The sequence below is a fragment of the Puniceicoccaceae bacterium genome (assembly GCA_040224245.1).
Classification (GTDB): Bacteria; Verrucomicrobiota; Verrucomicrobiia; order Opitutales; family JAFGAQ01; genus JAKSBQ01.
In genome coordinates this window covers 1-15238 of the sequence record JBEGIR010000049.1, presented here as the reverse complement: position 1 = coordinate 15238, position 15238 = coordinate 1, and the positions used below count along the sequence as shown (strand labels likewise).

Here is a 15238-nt window from a genome sequence, read left to right as displayed (position 1 = left end):
TACCGCTCAGGCATCTGGCTGCATGCTTGCGATGAAGGCGTCGGCTTCGGCAATGGATTGCTCCATTTCGAGCAGCAGCGCGGTGACATCAGACTTGAGCAGTGCGCTTTGTTCTCCAAGGGAGGCAATTGCCTGAGCGTTGAGATTGTGCTTGAGGAAGAGCACCTGATCCCGAAACGTGACGAGCACCGGTTCAATGGATGCTTCTGCCCGTTTCATCACCCGAATCAACACATCGTAGCGCTCGCGGGTCTGTTGCAGCTGTGTTTCACTGATCGCACGGTAGGACTCGTTTTGGTAGTCGCCAATCTCCTTTTTCCATTCCTTGAAGAGGGCTTTGGAGACCTCCTCAATGGCGTCGATTCGATCCTTCACGTCTTTTGCCCGCTTCTCGCTGCGCTCAAGTTCGCGATGAAGGCGGTCATAGGTGATCTGCAGGCTGCCGCCGTCAAAATTTGTCAGTGCGGAAAATTCCTCGAGCGCAGACGCAAACTGTTCCTTGGCCTGCTGCTGTGCTTCTTTCCCCTTTTCCACCCGATCCATCAGAATGTCGCGCTTGTGCACGCCGACTTTTTCCATGGCGGCGTAGTAGGGCGTCTGACAACTGCTGAGCAACAGCAATGGCAACAACGCTGCGAGAGAAAGCATGCTCGATTTCATGGTTACAATACAGGGATTCGGGCTGTTGGGAACTACAGCTTTTCGAGGGTTTTGCAGACCTCGTCGATGATGAAGTCGGGGGTTGAGGCCCCCGCCGTGACTCCAACGGTCTGAAAATCGCGCAGGGCTTCGGCGTCGAGATCCTTGGCGGTTTCAATGTGGAAGGTCGGTCTGCCCTGAAGCTTGGCGAGCTTGGCGAGTTTACGCGTATTGGCAGAGTGGTGACCCCCAATGACCACGATGGCTTCGGCACCCTCATTCACGAGCTTGACCAGATCGGTTTGACGTTCGCGAGTTGCTCCACAAATCGTATTAAAAATGCGGAGTTCCGGATAGCGCTCGCGCAGGTGGTTTGAGAGATCTTCAAACTCATGGATGAACATGGTGGATTGTGACACCATACAGACGTCGTTACCCAGATCGGGCAACTGGTCAATATCCTCGCGGGACTGGATCACGTGTCCGTTTCCATTTGCATAGCCGAGCAATCCGATCACTTCAGGATGTTTGGGATCTCCAAAAATCACGGTTGCAAAGCCCTTGCGTGCGTGCTGCTTGATCTTGCCGGCAATGATGCCAACGTCGGGGCAGGTGGCATCGCGAAATTCCATGCCCAGCGACTTCAGATACTTGCGTCGATCCGGGGAGATACCGTGAGCGCGTACGACCATAACCGCATCCTGTTTGTCCGTTTCCGTCAGGGTGAGGTCACTCTGGCTCTGATAGTCCCCGATTTCCTGGATACCCTCCTTTTCGAGCATGGACATCATTTGCTGATTGTGGATCAGCGGGCCATCGGTGTACACGACGGATTTCCCCTTTTGCGCGTAATCCCTTGCAATGTTGATGGCACGATCAACTCCCCAGCAAAATCCTGCACTCTTGGATCTGATAACCTTCATGCAGCGTATTTATGGACGGGAATGCCTTGAGGTCAAATGAGGAAACACAATCTCCCAGCCGCAATTGCAGGGACAGAGGCTATCGGGATTCGGGGTCGGAATCCGTGGATGAAGTGGATGCCGCACGAATACAGCGCTCACAGAAACCCTTGCCGTCCGAGTAGACAAACTGCATGTCCGGTTCGTCAATGTCGGTGACCCCGCAGACGCTGCACGTGTGAAAGGCCTCTTCAGCGGAAACCTTTTGGGATTCGTAGCGCTGGCGATGTTCCCGACGTCGCTGGGCTCCCTTCAGGCTTTGAATCATGTCTCTGCCAAAAAAGATGAGATAGTTCCCCACACCAGCGAGAACGACGATTTTGATGATGAGGTGTCCGGTGAGGAACTGGTAGCCAAACAGTGCGAGCGTGAATACAGCCAGCCATTTGACCTTCACTGGCAGCACAAAAAAGATCATGAACTCATAGTTGGGATTCACGTATGCAAATGCCAGAAAGATGGACGCCGTGATGAAAAGATTGGGAATCATCACTCCGGGATAAACAAAAATGCCTGCGATAGTGGCCAGCACCGTGAGAAACCAGCCCAGCAGCACATAGCCCGTGTATTTCAGGCTACCCCAAAACTGTTCCAGCGCGGTTCCGGTCAGGAAAAGTATCAACCAGGCAAACACCAGAAAGATGAAGTGGGTTTGCGGCGGGAAAAAGATGAAGGTGAACAGGCGCCACACTTCACCCCGAATCACCAATCCCGGAACCAGCGCAATCGCATCCATTGGATAATTTGCGAGGTTTTGCAGCAACCAGACCATCACCTGCCCGATGATGATATAGAGGGTCAGGTTGGGGATCGCAATCCATGCAAAGTTTCGCTCCAGTCGTTGGCTCAGTTTCATAGCTTTCTTGACCTTGCAGAGTATCGCTGGAATGAAAAGTTCAATCGACAGGGAATTGACGGGCACACTTCCACAACTGGATCCAGTGGGGCAACCAGCGCTGGAGCTGCTCGAGCGGCAGCTGGCTCTCCGCATCCGAGATGGCACTGGCGGGATCGGGATGGGTTTCGAGAAAGAGACCCTTGGCTCCGGCGGCCAGTGCAGCACTGGCGAGAGTGGTTACGAATTCGCGTTGTCCTCCGCTTTTACCTCCGCTGGCCCCCGGCAGTTGCACCGCATGGGTGGCATCGAGGATGACGGGATGACCCGAACGACTCATGATCGGCATGCTTCGCATGTCCACCACCAGATTCTGATACCCGAACGTTGTGCCACGGTCCGTCAGCCAGATCTCCTTTGCCCCTGCCTGTTCCAGCTTATTGACGACAAATTCCATTTCATAGGGCGAGAGAAACTGTCCCTTCTTGACGTTGACGACGCGACCGGTCCGGGCAGCGGCGACCAGCAGGTCGGTCTGCCGACACAGGAACGCCGGGATCTGGAGCACATCGCACACTTCGGCAACGGCTTCAGCCTGTTCGGGAAGATGCACATCTGTCACACAGGGCAAGCCTGTCTCCTTCTTGACGGCACGAAAAATCTCGAGTCCGGTCGCGAGTCCCGTGCCCCGGTCACTGCTGAGTGAGGTGCGGTTGGCTTTGTCAAACGATCCCTTGAAGATGAGGTTGAGATCGGGATAGGTGTCCCCGAGTCCTTTGAGCGTGGTCGCGACCTTCAGTGCGAGAGACTCCGATTCAAGCGAGCAGGGACCGGCGAGCAGCAGGAGTTGTTGTGGATTAAATAACATGGGCGGATGGGGCAAAGGTTAGCAACATTCTGAAACTCCGGAATCGGGAACCTCGCAGGCAATGCGCTCAAGGTTTTCCATGCCTGAAGTTAACATACTTGCATTGGAATCCACGGCACATTCCCTTCCCTGGGTGGTCTTTATTTGGGTTCCTTGCGCTGCAGGCAGGCTCCCACAAAGGCGCGGAACAGGGGATGGGGTGCGTTGGGTTTGGACTGAAACTCCGGGTGGAACTGTACGCCCACCATAAATGGATGTTCTGCGATTTCCGCAATTTCCACCAAACCGCGCTCAGGATTGATTCCGGCGACGCGCAGGCCCGCTGCGGCAAAGCGTTCGGTGTAGGCGGAGTTGAACTCGTAGCGGTGCCGATGACGCTCGCTGATCAGCTGCTTTCCATACGCCTCCGCACTGTGTGTGCCGGGAATCAGCTCGCATTGATAAGCCCCAAGGCGCATGGATGCACCCTTGTGCGTGACGTCCTTTTGCTCCTCCATCAGATAGATGACCGGGTCCGGGCAGTGCTCATCAAATTCGTGACTGTTGGCTTTTTCGAGTCCGAGCACGTTTCGGGCAAATTCGATGGTGAGGATGTGCAGACCCAGACACAGGCCAAAGTAGGGGATGTTGTGTTCGCGTGCGTAGCGGGCTGCGTTGATCTTTCCCTCAATGCCGCGTCCTCCAAATCCTCCGGGAATCACGATGCCATCGAGACTGTCGAGCTGCTTGAGTCCCTGTTCGGTTTCGAACGACTCCGCATCGAGGCGAACGATGTTCACCTCGCAATCGTGGGCAATGCCTGCATGGGTCAGCGATTCATATACGGATTTGTAGGCATCCTGCAGTTCAATGTACTTTCCGACAACGCCAACGGTGGTGCGTTTTGCAGGAAATTTGAGGCGGCGCACGATATCGCGCCACTCGTCCATGGATTGTTGAGGATTGGTGATGCCCAGCGCGTTGACCACAAGGGTGTCGAGATTTTCTTTTTGCAGCATGAGCGGGAGTTCGTAGATGGATGACTCCACATCCTGCTCCTCAATCACGGCCTGCACGGGTACATTGCAGAACATGCTAAGCTTTTGCCGAATCGACATGTCGAGCGGGTGTTCTGTGCGACATACAAGGATGTCGGGCTGGATACCGATCTCGCGCATCTTTGCCACGCTCTGCTGACTGGGTTTGGATTTCAGCTCCCCGGCAGCCTTGATGTAGGGCAGCAGGGTAACGTGGATGAAAAGCACATTGGCCTTGCCCACCTCCAGTGCAAACTGGCGCATGGCTTCGAGAAAAGGCAGGCCCTCAATATCACCGATGGTGCCACCGATTTCGGTAATCAGCACATCAACTTCATCGCCAGCATTGTAGAGATTGGCCTTGATTTCATCTGTGACGTGGGGAATCACCTGTACCGTCTTGCCGAGATACTCCCCGAGACGCTCCTTTTTCAGAACCGATTCGTAGACCTGTCCCGAAGTGAGATTGTTCCGGCGGGACAGGCGGCAGTTTGTGAAACGCTCGTAGTGTCCGAGATCCAGATCGGTTTCAGCTCCATCATCGAGCACATACACCTCTCCATGCTGGAACGGATTCATGGTGCCCGGGTCCACATTGAGGTAGGGGTCGAACTTCTGGAGTTTGATGCGTAGCCCGCGTTGCTCAAGCAGCGCGCCCAATGCAGCGGCTGTCAGCCCTTTACCGAGGGAGGAAACCACTCCACCTGTCACAAATATGTATTTCATCAGCTTTCAAATGGGAACGCTCGCGAACCCTCCGTTCAACAAATAGCCCAACCCTACGAGCACGAGCACGTAGATCAAAACAAAAAAGATCACATTGAGTGCCAGCTTGAACAGCTTGCTCAGCATAACCTTGAGGATCATGGTGACGACCAGTGCGACCACAATCACCAGCCATACTGGTCTGCCTGAGAACAGGAGCTGGATTTGAAAAATAATGTGCTGCAGTGTGTCGGACATCCCGTGATGCCTCCACCATAGGAGCCAGAAAGGCGAATACAAGTCCAGCTTTTATCCCGATCCGTGCGGAGTGGTTTCCGATTCGGCTGATTCTTTAGCGGGAGTGGCTTTTTCTGAAAACAGGGATCCCACTGCCTCCATGCGCTCGGACCAGCTGACGGGCAGCTCCCGGCTCACATATCCCCGCATAAAAACGTAGAGAAACAGCGCATTCCAAATCGCCGCAAGAGTCAGGGTGAGCATCAGGGTGGTGCGCCAGCGCTGTGCGCGTGCCAGAAACTGCAACAGAAATGCCAGGCCGAGCGATGCAAAAAACACGAGAAACTCATAGGCCCGTCCTCCAAAGGAGGAGCCGAAATACACCATGTGCCAAGCCGAGTTTACCCAGATGATGAGCAGTGCGGTTGCGATCCACGAGGCAGGGAAAAGCTTGCGCACCGTTGCTGTCAGCAGGCTTGCCAGGCCGATCAGCAGCACCGGGTGCCAATTGAAAAGACCGTGGTGAGCAGACCACAGGCTGGTGAAGAACTGCGGAGCCAGCCAGTGGAATCCTTCGCCCTGATAGCTGTAAAATATCCAGCTCCCGTAAAGGTGCTTCCACGCCAGCAGCTGGGGAAACACACCTACTGTGGCTCCGATGATTGCCACTGCTACCATGGCAGCGCACAGTCCAGGCCTTGTGAGAAGGTGGCGCAGCATCGTGGTCAGAATGAGTGCGATGGGAGGGATCAGGTAAACCAGTGCACTGGGTCGACAGATCACAAGAAGCCCCGCATGAAATCCCGCCGCAAGGATTAGGAGCAGCAGCAATTTGTTGGATTTGGAACCATTTGATTCGTGGCCTTGCCGGATGATTTCGGAAATGCGAAGCGCGAGCCAGAACACCAGGCACGCGAGCACAAACACGGCATTGTGCACCATTGCGATACGCGCGCTCTGGTAATAAATCATGGGACTGTTGAGCCAGGTCAGCAAGATGGCGATGGTTGCGACATCCGCTGCAACCCAGCGTCTCAGAATGTGAAACCACAGTGCAAATCCCAGCGCGGCGATCAGCATATGGCCGACCCACACGGCGACCTGGTAGGGTGGAGAAAATCCATCAGCAGGCCATGGAGTGAGTGGTGCGAAGACATGCGCTACCCAGAAAAACGGTGCAGACACCACAGCCCAGCCGACAGGAAACTTATTGATCACTCCACCTGTGGCGGTCAGTGGCTGTGCCAGAATGGTCTGCTTGGCATGTTCCTCGAGGAAGGGGGTTTCGCGTATGTCGTTATCAAAGCGCACATCCCCATCCACTACCACGGAACGCAGCCAGAGGTAGTAGTGTGCGTCGTCGGCACCCTGGATGAAGGGTTCATAGCTGTCATCTGAAAACAAGTGAAATCCCTTGATCGCTACCGTGCTGATGCCGACAGCCAGTGCCAGCAGTAGCAGGGCTGCATTCCAGGTGCAGGAGATGGGGTGTGGGGGCAGGTTCTGCGGTGACGGTGGCATGAAAGTGCGCGCAAGTTAATGATCGATTGCACCGGATACAATCCTGCGTTTTGCTCAGCGCTTATGAATCTGAATCTCGAGCTGGATCCTGCATGGGTAAAACGCTTTACGGGCGAGGCGGCATCGCTTGTGCAGGAGGGAGAGTTTTCCCAGTGGATCCTGCACGAGGATGACCACATCCTGGCTTTGAACAAGCCCGGCTGGCTCGTCTGCCATCCCTCCAAGCAGGGACCGATGTCGAGCCTTGTCGGCGCTGCCAAAATTCACCTCAACTCTGACAAGGGACACCTCGTCAGTCGTCTGGATCGTGAGACCAGCGGCATTGTGCTCATCGCGAAGACGCGCTTTGGCGCAAGTCAGTATCAGAAAGCCATTGAACAGCGCCGTGTAGGCAAGCATTATTGGGTATGGGTTCAGGGAAAACTGATGGGGGAACAGGAGGTGAACCAGCCCCTCGCGAAAGACCTTGAGAGCGAGGTTTATGTGAAGCAGACCGTACGCAAGTCCAACTCTGCACAGTCAGCGCTCACGCGCTTTGAAGGCATGCACTACGATGCAGCGGCAGACGTGAGCGTGGTCAAAGCGATTCCGGTTACCGGGCGCAAACACCAGATTCGCGCGCACCTGCACTGGCTGGGACATCCGGTGATCGGGGACAAGCTCTATGGGCCGGATGATCGCCTCTACCTCGAGTTCATTGAACAGGGCTGGACACCCCGTTTGCAGCAGGCTCTCGGGTTCCCGCGACAGGCTCTGCATGCGGCTGCACTCGAGTTTGAGGGACTGGACCCGAGGCTTGCATATCGCTTTGTCGCACCGCTTCCGCCGGACCTCGCTGCGCTTAGTGCTTCGGTCGGTTGGAGTCCACCGCTTTAGTCTTGAGTCAGTCCGGTGCCCCCGGCAAGATGAACCCTTTTTCATCACCTGCATCCATGTCGCAAGTTCGTGTCAGATTCGCACCCTCTCCCACAGGGTTTTTCCACATCGGAAGCGCGCGCACCGCGCTGTTCAACTGGCTCTACGCCCGTAAGACGGGCGGAACCTTTGTGCTGCGCATCGAAGATACTGACAAGCAACGTAATACGGAGGAAGCACTGAGAGTGTTGCTTGACGGCATGCGCTGGCTTGGACTCGACTGGGACGAGGGTCCGGAAAAGGGTGGGGACTACGGTCCGTATTTCCAGAGCGAACGCAGCGCGATCTACGCGGACTACCTGCAGCGACTGCGCGACAAGGGGCGTGCTTACGACAAGGATGGCGCGGTTTTTTTTAAGGTTTCCGGTGAGCCGCAGGTAATTCAGGATGAAGTGCGCGGGCGTGTGGAGCGCATGGAGGAGCAGGACTTTGTGATCATCCGCTCCGATGGGAACCCCGTGTTTCACTTTGTGAATGTGGTGGATGATATCACCATGAAGATCACACACGTGATTCGCGGAGAAGACCACCTCTCCAATACTTCCAAGCATACCGAACTGTTTCAGGCATTTGGCGAACCCGTGCCCGTCTATGCGCACATCCCGCTCATCCTCAAGCAGTCGGGTCCAGGCAAAATGAGCAAGCGCGACAAGGGTGCCCTGATCGAGGAGTATCAGCAGCAGCACTTTCTGCCCTCTGCTGTGCGCAACTACCTCTGTCTGCTTGGGTGGAATCCGAAGGACAACCGCGAGGTGATGCCGATCGAGACGATTCTGGAAGAGTTCAGCTTCGCCGGTATTCAGAAGGGCAGTGCCAAGTTCGATGAGAAGAAGATGGCCTACATCAATACGGAAACCCTGCGTGGGCTGGAGATCGGCACCTTCTCATGGATGGCGAGCCAGATCCTGGCAGATGCGGGTCAGTTACCCGAAGATACTGATGAGAGCTACCTGCAGCGTGTCATGCAGCTTGTTCAGCCCAAGGTCAATGGTCTCGATTCGTTGGCGGACTATGTGACCTATTTTTTCAATGACGCATTTCCGGTCGATGCCAAGGTGACCGAGCGACTGCAGAAAAAGGGAGAACTCTCCACCCTGCTCGAACAGTTGCAGTCCACACTGCAGCCTGTGCAGGACTGGAGCGAAGGTGAACTGGAGCGTTCCCTGCAGGCGCTTGCCGAAGCACATGGGCAGGAGAAACCCTTCGCCTGGTTTCCAACCCTTCGCTGGGCCGTCAGTGGCGTGGGCGGTGGTCCCGATCTGATGCCGCTGCTCGTGGTGCTTGGAAAAGACCGCGTCATGAACCGTCTGGCCAATGCTCTTCAACGAGTGGGTTGAAGCTCGCATTCCATCCCATCCCAATCCGTTTACCTGCCATGGAAGATTCCAAAGAAACGCCATCCAAACCCGAGTCCAGACATTTCATTCAACAGGCGATTGATTCCGATCTTGCCTCGAAGCGTTTTCAGTCGGTGCAAACCCGGTTTCCGCCCGAACCCAATGGCTACCTGCACATCGGGCACGCCAAGGCGATCTGTGTGAACTTTGAAATGGCGCGCGAGTACAACGGCAAGTGCAACCTGCGCATGGACGATACAAATCCGGCGAAAGAGGACATGCACTATGTTGAGGCGATCCGGCAGGATATTTCCTGGCTCGGGTTTCAGTGGGATCGCGAGTGCTTTGCGTCTGATTACTATGAGCAGCTCTACCAATGGGCTGAGCAATTGATAGAAGCCGGACACGCCTATGTGTGTGAACTTGACGCCGAAGCCATGCGCAAGACGCGGGGTTCCCTGACCGAACCCGGTGAAAACAGTCCCTATCGCGACCGCAGCCCGGAGGAAAACCTCGACCTTTTCCGCCGCATGCGGGCCGGAGAGTTCGCTGACGGCAGCAAGGTGCTGCGCGCGAAGATCGACATGGCAAGCCCCAACATGAACCTGCGGGATCCCGTCATGTATCGCATCCAGCGCGAGCATCATTTTCGCACGGGTGATGCCTGGTGCATCTATCCGATGTATGACTTCGCTCACGGGCAGTCGGACTCGATGGAAGGCGTCACGCACTCCCTCTGTTCGCTGGAGTTTGAGGATCATCGTCCGCTCTACAACTGGTTCTGCGAAAAACTCGGCATCTTCCACCCGCGCCAGATTGAGTTTGCCCGCTTCAACCTCGGTTATTCCGTGATGAGCAAGCGCAAACTGCTGCAACTCGTCACCGAGGGCTACGTCGACGGTTGGGACGATCCACGCATGCCAACCCTGAGTGGCCTGCGTCGCCGGGGGTACACGCCGGAGTCGATTCGCACCTTCTGCGCGGAGATTGGCATTTCCAAGCGGCAGCAGTGGATTGACATTTCCCGACTTGAAAACTGCCTGCGCAGAGATCTCGAAAACAAGGCACCGCGCGTGATGGCGGTACAGCGTCCGCTCAAGGTGACGATTCAGAATTACCCGGAGGACCAGGTGGAGTGGGTGGAGGCCCAGAACCATCCCACCGACGAGAGTTTTGGTACGCGACAGGTCCCTTTTTCGCGCACGCTTTTCATTGAGCAGGACGATTTCATGGAAGACGCTCCCAAAAAATTCTTCCGCCTGACGCCCGGAGCCGAGGTGCGACTGCGCTACTCCTATTACATCACCTGTGATGAGGTGATCAAGGATACCGACGGCAACGTCATCGAGTTGATTTGCAGCTACGATCCGGAGTCCAAGGGAGGCAGTACTCCCGATGGAAGACGCGTGAAGGGCACGATTCACTGGGTTTCGGCGGCCCACGCGCTCGACGCCCGCATCCAGCTGTATGACCGGCTTTTCACCCTGGAGAACCCGGAACCCAGCAATTCGCAGAAAAAAAAGGGCAAGACTTACCTCGACGCACTCAACCCGGAGTCCCTGGTCGTGCTCGAAAACGCCAAGGTGGAACCCTTCCTCAAGCAGGCCGACCCGCGCACCCGCTTCCAGTTCGAACGCCTCGGCTATTTCATCCGGGACAGCCGCGCAGCGGACGACGCGTTGGTCTTCAATCGCACCGCCTCCCTTCGCGACTCCTGGGCCAAGCAGAGCTGAGTGGAGTGTCCAAGATCAAGGCCCTGCAACTGACTTTGATCCTTTCGGGGTCATCAAAGCTCCTTGTTGCGGGAGTCGAGCAGCAGCGTTACGGGACCGTCGTTGGTGAGAGTCACCTGCATGTTGGAACCAAATGTACCGGTGATGACATTTGCAGACCCCCGTGATTGCCGCATCGCCTCGACAAAGGCATTGTAGAGAGGAATGGCCTCGGCTGGTGCTGCCGAACGGTTGAAGGACGGGCGGTTTCCTTTTTTTACATTGCCGTAGAGTGTGAATTGGCTCACGACCATGACCTGTCCGCCGGAGTCGCGCAGGGAGCGATTCATTTTTCCCTCGCTGTCCTCGTAGATTCGAAGGTCCAGGCACTTGTTGAGCAACCAGTCGAGGTCGTTTGCAGTATCTCCGCGTTCAATGCCGAGCAACACCACCATGCCTGTGTCCATCGATCCACCGGGGTTTCCATTGATCACGATGCATGCCTGCGAGACGCGTTGAATCAAGGCTCTCATGAGGGGTGGTTGAGATTTTGGGAAGTGGACTGAGATCCACCGTACGCATGGTGGGGAGAGCGCTGATGGGGTTTACCAAATGGGGTGATCGAATTCGTGATTTGCGTCATGCCCAGATCCTAGAAACTTGGAAATGCGAGGCAACTCGGAAGGCGGGATTGGGCGTGTGTAGTGACTCAGACCTTGGGTGGGGGAATGGAAATAAGGGATGTTGTCGGCTTACTTGGGAGCGAGACAAAAAACTGACTTCCGTTGCCGGGTTCACTCTCGCACCACAGTTGGCCTCCCAGCGACTGCACGAGGTTTTTTGCAATGTGAAGGCCGAGACCTGTGCCGGAAATGTGAGCGGGATGGCAGGCGCGGGTGTAGGGTTCAAAGAGAGTGGGGATGCGATCTTTCGGGATTCCCGGACCTTCGTCTGCCACACAGATCTGGATATTGCGGTGCACGGTCTTACAGGTGATTTGAACAGTGCTGTGTGTAGGCGAATACTTGATCGCATTGCCCAGCAGATTATTGACAACAACACTGAGCGCTTCGGGGTCGGAAGTGAGGGTCAGTGGTGTTTCATCGGAGTAATCAGTCGCCATTGAAATATGGGCAGCTTTGGCAATGGCGGAATGGTTGCGAACGCATTGGTCGAGCAATTCGGGAAGCATGACTGGAATCCGGGGCGATTCGATGGGTTGGGACTGAAATCGCGTGAAACTCAGCAATTGATCAATCATCGAAAGCTGACGCTCGAGATCATCCCGTGCGGTGACCAGCAGGTCTCGCTGCTCTGGGTTGAGTGTACCGATTTGTTCCTCGAGCAGGAGATAGAGCGCCATTCTTGCGCTCGTGATCGGAGTTTTGAGTTCGTGGCTCACGGTTGCGACAAGATCGGTCTTGAGTCGATCCGAAAGCTTCATCGCAGTGACATCCTGCAACATGACGGCGAGGGTTGCGGGTTCGGTATGATCGGAGTCGAGGCGTTCGAGGTTGATGAGCTGGAAGGGGAACGTGTGAACGAGAAAGTAGCGCTCCTCTCCCATGACCCGAAATGACACGGCTTCATCAAGGCCTCTTCGGATAAAGGAATCGGCATGCGAAAAACCCTTCCGAACCATTTGCAACAGTGAGGAAGGAAAACCATCCTGAAACTCCTGGCTCGCCAGCATGGCGTCTGCCCGAGGATTGCGAAACTGCACAGTGAGATCCTCCTGCACTACAAAGACAGGGTCGGGCATGCGTTGCAGAATGGTTTGCAGCGCCTCAAAGAGTCGCAACAGGCGATCATCACTGACTTCCCGGTAATAGCGCAGCCGCTCGATCATGTGGTTGAAACTGCGTGCGAGTCGCTGCATTTCCTGTCCGTATTCGGAGGAGAGCCGAACTTCCAGGTTTCCGAGGGCAACCTGCTGGGTGATCTCGTGCATGTCGTCGATGGGACTCGCGATCCGTCGACTGATCAGCGTGGAGATGGCGAAGGCAAGCATTACAGCAATCGCAGATCCGACACCCATAATGACATACGACTGAACGGCAGCCTTTCGCAGCTCTTGATAGGAAATGGAAAGTTGCTCCGAAGCCTGAACAGAGAGGGATGCAAAGTCGTTGAGCAACTGGGTGATCAGCATGTCGATTCGCGCGAGGTCCGTTCCGGTGCGTGCGGATTTTTGTTGATGCTGCTGCAAGATGCCAAGTAGAGCTTCGAGACGATCCAGGATACCGGGAAAACGTGGCGGAAGCGTGGAGTTTTTCGAAGGCAGTGCCGAGAGTAGATCATGGTCGGATGCCAGCAACTCGAGGTGATCTGCAAAAGCAATGTCGGCACTGACACGCATGCGGACGCTTTCGAGGTGCTGAATGGTTTGTTTCAACACATGCGCCACCTGAAATTCTTCGTCGGCAACGAGCTGGATCGAGCGGTTGACGCTTCGCGCGAAAAACACCTGGTGCAGGGTCAGCCCAATGGTCAGCACCAGCAGCGGTGAGAGCCAAAGGTAAATGCGAACGCGTAGTTTGGACTTTCGGGTCTTCATGCCAACCCCAGCTTCTTGCGCTTGCGGTAGAGGGTTGCGGGATCGATCCCGAGCACCCGGGCCGCTTCGTCGAGACTGCCTGTCTGAGATAGGATGAGTTGGATATGGCGGGCCTCCACCGCAGAAAGACGGTAGTCCGTATCATTGGCTCCATCTTCAGTATCCGAACCGGAGCGTTGGAATTCATCGGGCAAATCCGTTGGCATGATCGAACTGCCTTCGCTCAGGATCACGGCGCGCTCGATCACATTTTTGAGTTCCCTAAGGTTGCCGGGCCAGGAATAGTGCACCAGTGCTTCAATGGTATCGGGGTGAAACCTCAGCTTTTCCTTGCGAAACTGTTCGGAAAAAAAGGAAAGGTAGCGCTCGGCAATGGGAATGAGGTCCAGCGTGCGGTCACGAAGACCCGGCAGCCAGATTTCGATGACCTTGAGCCGATAATAGAGATCCTCGCGGAAGCGACCTTCCGCCACTTCCTGCCGGAGGTCACGATTGGTCGCTGCCACCACGCGCACGTTGGCCTGGCGGGTTTTGGTCTCCCCAACACGTTCGTAGACGCGCTCCTGAAGCAGGCGCAGCAACTTGGGCTGTATGGAGAGTGGCAGTTCGCCGATTTCGTCGAGAAAAAGGGTTCCATTATCCGCTGCAGCCACCTTGCCCCAGGTATCCCGAATGGCACCGGTAAATGCACCTTTGACATGGCCAAACAACTCTCCCTCGAGAAGCTCCTTGGACAAGCTTGGGCAATTGATGGTGACAAACCTGCCTTGGGCACGCTGGCTCTGATCGTGAATGTGACGTGCGAGAATGGATTTTCCGGTGCCACTGGGTCCGAGCAGCAGGATGCTCGCATCCGAGCTGGAAGCTTTCTGAGCGACATCGTAGGCTTTTTGAACAGCAGGCTCCATCGACTGTAGCAGCAGGGTCGGATTGTCGTCGGCCACCCGACTTTCCAGGTTTTTCACCCGGTTGTCGAGCTGCATGGTTCGACGCAGGCGATCCAGCATCTGCCGGATCTGATCGGGTACAAAGGGTTTCTGGATGAAGTCGTAGGCTCCGAGCTTCATGGATTCCACTGCCAGTTGGATGGTGGAATGGGCTGTGAACATGATGACTGGGGTATCGTCACCCTGTTCTTTCAGACTGCGCAGGAAGTCGAGTCCATTGTCCGACCCGAGCATGATATCCAGAAACATCGCATCGATTGGCTCCTCGTTCAAAATATTGCGGGCCTGTTGAAGATTGTCCGCCACATGGACGTGGTGCCCCATGCTTTCAAGAGCGATGGAGGTGGTTTTGAGGATGTTGAGTTCATCATCCACGATGAGCAGGTTCATGGCATTCAAATCTGAAATGGGTTGATGGGATAACGCGAATGATGGTGGACCATTGCGGTTGGAAATAGGATGGAAGTGGAACCCTCGGCAATTCGCATCAGCATTACATAGCCATTTGGAGTTCCGGATTCAATCCCGGCGACAAAAAAGGGCGACCTTTGCGGTCGCCCCTCTGTTCCCTATGATGATGAGGTTCCCGAATCTGCGATTCGGAAATCACCGGGCATACGTGCCTTATTCTTCTTCTGTAGCGGCGACTTCGATCTGATTGTCGATGTCAAGATGTGTGTTTTGGCGAACGATTTCCTCAACGCGCCAGCGCACATTTTCGGAATCGACCACACCGGTCAGCTTCACGAGATCATCGCTGAGTTTGATTCCAAGCGTATCGGCGTAGGGCGCACAAAGTTCGTCTTCGCGAAGGCTTTCGCGAATGAGTTCGGCAAAATCAACGGCTTCTCCTTCAGCGGAAACAGAAACTGAATTGGACTCCCAGGAAGCGGAGGGAACGGGAGTTTCTTCAACCGACGCCAACAGCGCGCCGCTGATGAAGAACATGGAAGCCAGGATGGTAACGATATTTTTCTGAGTATTCAT

The 15238-nt window shown here is 55.4% G+C and carries 14 protein-coding genes; 3 read left to right on the top strand and 11 right to left on the bottom strand.

Going from position 1 to position 15238, the window contains the following annotated elements; all coding sequences use genetic code 11:
- Positions 1–6 precede the first annotated feature (6 nt).
- The 7 genes from ABQ298_08125 to ABQ298_08095 form a co-directional block, all read right to left on the bottom strand.
- A complete protein-coding gene (locus ABQ298_08125) occupies positions 7–660 on the bottom strand; it encodes a DUF2959 domain-containing protein (GenBank protein ID MEQ9824336.1) in 654 nt (217 codons plus the stop codon).
- A gap of 32 nt (positions 661–692) precedes the next feature.
- Positions 693–1562: a 4-hydroxy-3-methylbut-2-enyl diphosphate reductase gene (gene ispH, locus ABQ298_08120; GenBank protein MEQ9824335.1), complete on the bottom strand. Its 870-nt coding sequence runs from the start codon at positions 1560–1562 to the stop codon at positions 693–695.
- Between the two features lie 79 nt (positions 1563–1641).
- Positions 1642–2457: a hypothetical protein gene (locus ABQ298_08115; GenBank protein ID MEQ9824334.1), complete on the bottom strand. Its 816-nt coding sequence runs from the start codon at positions 2455–2457 to the stop codon at positions 1642–1644.
- Between the two features lie 40 nt (positions 2458–2497).
- Positions 2498–3304 carry a 3-deoxy-8-phosphooctulonate synthase gene (gene kdsA, locus ABQ298_08110; protein ID MEQ9824333.1) on the bottom strand — a complete coding sequence of 269 codons (807 nt, stop codon included), beginning with the start codon at positions 3302–3304 and terminating at the stop codon, positions 2498–2500.
- Positions 3305–3444: 140 nt separating this feature from the next.
- A complete protein-coding gene (locus tag ABQ298_08105) occupies positions 3445–5046 on the bottom strand; it encodes a CTP synthase (GenBank protein MEQ9824332.1) in 1602 nt (533 codons plus the stop codon).
- Between the two features lie 6 nt (positions 5047–5052).
- Positions 5053–5283, bottom strand: a complete 231-nt coding sequence (locus tag ABQ298_08100; GenBank protein ID MEQ9824331.1) for a hypothetical protein — start codon at positions 5281–5283, stop codon at positions 5053–5055.
- Between the two features lie 51 nt (positions 5284–5334).
- On the bottom strand, positions 5335–6783 hold the full coding sequence (locus ABQ298_08095) for a hypothetical protein (protein ID MEQ9824330.1): 1449 nt from the start codon (positions 6781–6783) through the stop codon (positions 5335–5337).
- A 63-nt stretch (positions 6784–6846) separates the two neighbouring features.
- On the opposite strand from ABQ298_08095, the gene ABQ298_08090 reads away from it, so the two are divergent.
- From ABQ298_08090 to ABQ298_08080, 3 genes are read left to right on the top strand one after another with little or no spacing between them, the layout of a single operon-like run.
- Positions 6847–7659, top strand: coding sequence for an RluA family pseudouridine synthase (locus tag ABQ298_08090; GenBank protein MEQ9824329.1), 813 nt, complete (start codon positions 6847–6849; stop codon positions 7657–7659).
- A gap of 56 nt (positions 7660–7715) precedes the next feature.
- Positions 7716–9035, top strand: coding sequence for a glutamate--tRNA ligase family protein (locus tag ABQ298_08085; GenBank protein MEQ9824328.1), 1320 nt, complete (start codon positions 7716–7718; stop codon positions 9033–9035).
- A gap of 38 nt (positions 9036–9073) precedes the next feature.
- The gene (locus ABQ298_08080) at positions 9074–10768 is read left to right on the top strand and encodes a glutamine--tRNA ligase/YqeY domain fusion protein (protein MEQ9824327.1); all 1695 of its coding nucleotides are present in this window, start codon (positions 9074–9076) and stop codon (positions 10766–10768) included.
- Positions 10769–10821: 53 nt separating this feature from the next.
- Here the strand turns inward: ABQ298_08080 and dtd are convergent, their stop codons facing one another.
- The 4 genes from dtd to ABQ298_08060 form a co-directional block, all read right to left on the bottom strand.
- The gene (gene dtd / locus ABQ298_08075) at positions 10822–11280 is read right to left on the bottom strand and encodes a D-aminoacyl-tRNA deacylase (GenBank protein ID MEQ9824326.1); all 459 of its coding nucleotides are present in this window, start codon (positions 11278–11280) and stop codon (positions 10822–10824) included.
- A gap of 176 nt (positions 11281–11456) precedes the next feature.
- On the bottom strand, positions 11457–13304 hold the full coding sequence (locus ABQ298_08070) for an ATP-binding protein (GenBank protein MEQ9824325.1): 1848 nt from the start codon (positions 13302–13304) through the stop codon (positions 11457–11459).
- A complete protein-coding gene (locus ABQ298_08065; protein ID MEQ9824324.1) occupies positions 13301–14641 on the bottom strand; it encodes a sigma-54 dependent transcriptional regulator in 1341 nt (446 codons plus the stop codon). The genes ABQ298_08070 and ABQ298_08065 overlap by 4 nt, the downstream gene beginning before the upstream one ends.
- Positions 14642–14875: 234 nt before the next feature.
- Positions 14876–15238, bottom strand: a 363-nt coding sequence (locus ABQ298_08060; protein MEQ9824323.1) for a hypothetical protein, incomplete at its 5' end; no start/stop codon positions are given.